We start from the raw sequence: 2,686 nt of genomic DNA, 5'->3' as shown, positions 1-2,686 counted from the left end.
ATCGGCGATGCTCTAAAACGGGGTTCATTGGTGATGCGAAATAATCCCGGCCTGAACAGCTTTTTGGCTTCCGCTCGCCGGGTTGAGAATAGCGCAAAATTATCCACCTCATCAAAAATTCTCGGCGTCAATACCAACAAAGATCCCTGGCCAATTTCATCGATTCCAAAATAATCCAGTCCCTCACAGGAGCCGTAGAGCATCCCCTGCAGAATTGACGAACCCGGCCGAAGCCGGGTCTTGTCGTGATTGCTCACTGGTTGGTAGCGGTAATCTTCCAGTGTCAGTCGAACTCGATCTTGCACTCACTCAATGGAAACAGGCGGCCATCCGAGACCACGAACTTGTCGCCTTCGATCCGGGCCAGCAGGAGGTGCATCGCCTGTGCGCCAGCCTCTATGTCCTTCCGCCAGCCCTCAAGGTCGCCGTGGTAGCCAATTGCATGAAACAGCTGACCACTAGACAAGGTTATTTTACAACCTCGCTCGTTGACCCCTCCGCTCTTAGCAATCGGCGGATTAGTGAATTCTGTTAGGTTTCTAAATTGTTTCCGGAACTTGTACTTACCATCATCAGCGAAATAGACAAACTCCGTACCCTCTACAGCGACAGTGCCCGGGATCACCCGAGCGCCCTGCCTCTCAAGCTTCCCGCCTAGAGTCTGCTCTAGCCGCTCCAATTGGCTGGTCATAGCTCCCCTCCTCATCACTTGATCGGAGTAATCACGAATTTGAAATTCTTGACCCCCGCGTTGCGAAACACCTGACTGTAGTAGGCTGCAAGTTGCGGGCTGTTGGTATGGTACACCACGCCCCCATCGAAGCCCGCAGCATACTTTTGCGCTTGAGTGACCATGTTCTGCTGTTCCGCGCGAGCCCACGGGCTCATCCCATAGGGACTGCTGGGGTTACGGAGCGACGTGGACCAATCGTCTGCGTATTTCGCCTCTACGGCAGTGAGTTTCCCGTCAAGAATCGCCACATCGTCAGCAACACCGCTAACCCGCTGACCATTTACAACGGCCGCATATTGCCGCTCCGCGAAGGGAGTTTTGTTGTACATCCCTTGGACAGCATTTTCATAACTTTGAGCCTTATCGATTGAGCGGTTTCCGCTTACAGAAACGGCGTCCGTTGTTGGTAGACCGCTCGTGCTACTCCCGGAGCCGCTCCCCGATCCACTTTCGCTGTTTCCGCTCGAAAGAACTGCATTGCCTGGCGCTCCCGGTGAAACAAGCGGAGGCGTCATTAGGCACGGGCCACCTGGAGAGCAGGCCGCCACCGGCGGCGTTACCACCGCACCGCCTGTGGCAGGCGGATTACCGCCGTTTGTGACATCTACCAGCGGATTCGCCTCGGTCGGCGGCGTCTGCCCAGGTAGCATGCCAAGGAACTCCTTGCCCCAACGCGCCAAATCCCCAAGAGGATCTTGGTAGGTCTCCTTGGCCCACTTTACAACCTTGTCGGACGTCGAGTTGTTCAGTGCCTCGTTCTGCGCTGCCAGCGTGGCGGCTGTAGCATTGGTCCCCAGCAATGCACCGGCAGAGCCGCCAATCAACGTGGCCAACGCGACGGTCGCCGCGTTGTAGCTGGTGTTCTCATACTTGACGGTCAGCGTGCCGTCACCGTTGTCAATGACAGTCTGGCTGCCCGCATAGAGGCCATCCCGAATCAGCGGCGCCGCAATCGCGCTAGCCGCCCCGCCAACCGCACCACCCGCGCAATCGCCCCCACTCAAACTAGCCGCAGCACATCCAAGGAGCGCGTGACTAGCCGCGTTAGCCAGGATCGTGCCGGTATCCGGGTTGACCATGCCAATGCCCGGCAGCTTCACACCGATGGCGTTGGCCCCAACCGCCGCCGCATCCCGCACCAGCCCGTTCGCAAAGGCCTGGCCGAAGCTGCCGCCATAGGCCACGGTGTTGACTCCGGCGCTAATCGCCGAGCGCACCACGCTCGCTGCGACATAGCCGCCGAGGTTGGACTGGACAGCGTCCCAACTGCCCTTGACAAGGCTGTCGCTGATGCTCTTGATGCCGACATCACCGAGGTCCAATCCACCCAGCCCGCCCTGCGTAAGGCCTGCTGTTGCCCCCGAGACAATGCCGGCCTTGAGCGCCGCGCCCATGTTCAGCGAGCCTGTGGTGATCAGTTGGCTCGCCATGCTCGACAGCGTGCCGGCTATCAGCCCCGACACCGCCAGCGACATTGCCGCCCCGATGCCGGCAGCCGCGAATGATGCGCCGGCCGCGACCGTGGCGCCCATGACGGCGGAATATGCCGCGCCCACAATTGCTGTCCCAGCCCCCGCCGTCACAATCGAAATCGCTACCGCCGCCACCATCGCCACCACCATGCCGATGGGGCCGAGCCCGCCCTTCTTCTCCTTAATAAACTGCGTATGAATATCGTCAGCGACCGTGCCCTCGGTGTAATTCAAACCAAGGTTGGCCTTCAGCTGATTCACCAGCGCCACGGTCGCGGCCTCGTCGACCGTGCCGTCGGCGTTGCGGATCAGGAACGCGTTGTTGACCGCGTTGATGCTGTCGGCCTCGATGTGCATGCGCATCGCGCTCATGAACCCGCCCGGCTGCACCACCGTGCCGGTGATCACGTTCCAGCCGCCCTGGGCCTTGTAGGCCGAGGTGCCGATGTCCACCACGTTGGGCGCGGCGTCGATGCTGCCG

Annotated in this window: 3 protein-coding genes; all 3 read right to left on the bottom strand. The window is 60.0% G+C overall.

Features of this window, described 5'->3' with window-relative positions:
* Window positions 1-257: hypothetical protein (locus OR16_RS46630; RefSeq protein ID WP_237717301.1), on the bottom strand; the 257-nt coding region annotated here is incomplete at its 3' end.
* 26 nt (window positions 258-283) lie between these two features.
* Window positions 284-691, bottom strand: coding sequence for a hypothetical protein (locus tag OR16_RS32070; RefSeq protein ID WP_006162887.1), 408 nt, complete (start codon window positions 689-691; stop codon window positions 284-286).
* A 14-nt stretch (window positions 692-705) separates the two neighbouring features.
* On the bottom strand, window positions 706-2,686 hold a 1,981-nt coding region (locus tag OR16_RS44980; protein ID WP_006162885.1), incomplete at its 5' end, for a DUF637 domain-containing protein.

The sequence above is a fragment of the Cupriavidus basilensis OR16 genome, from assembly GCF_000243095.1.
Taxonomy (GTDB): domain Bacteria; phylum Pseudomonadota; class Gammaproteobacteria; order Burkholderiales; family Burkholderiaceae; genus Cupriavidus; species Cupriavidus basilensis_D.
This window is presented reverse-complemented; position numbering and strand designations above follow the sequence as displayed.

Bases quoted from the DNA above. Each gene is read 5' to 3' on its own strand.
- OR16_RS32070 (WP_006162887.1), bottom strand. From the start codon at position 691: ATGACCAGCCAATTGGAGCGGCTAGAGCAGACTCTAGGCGGGAAGCTT.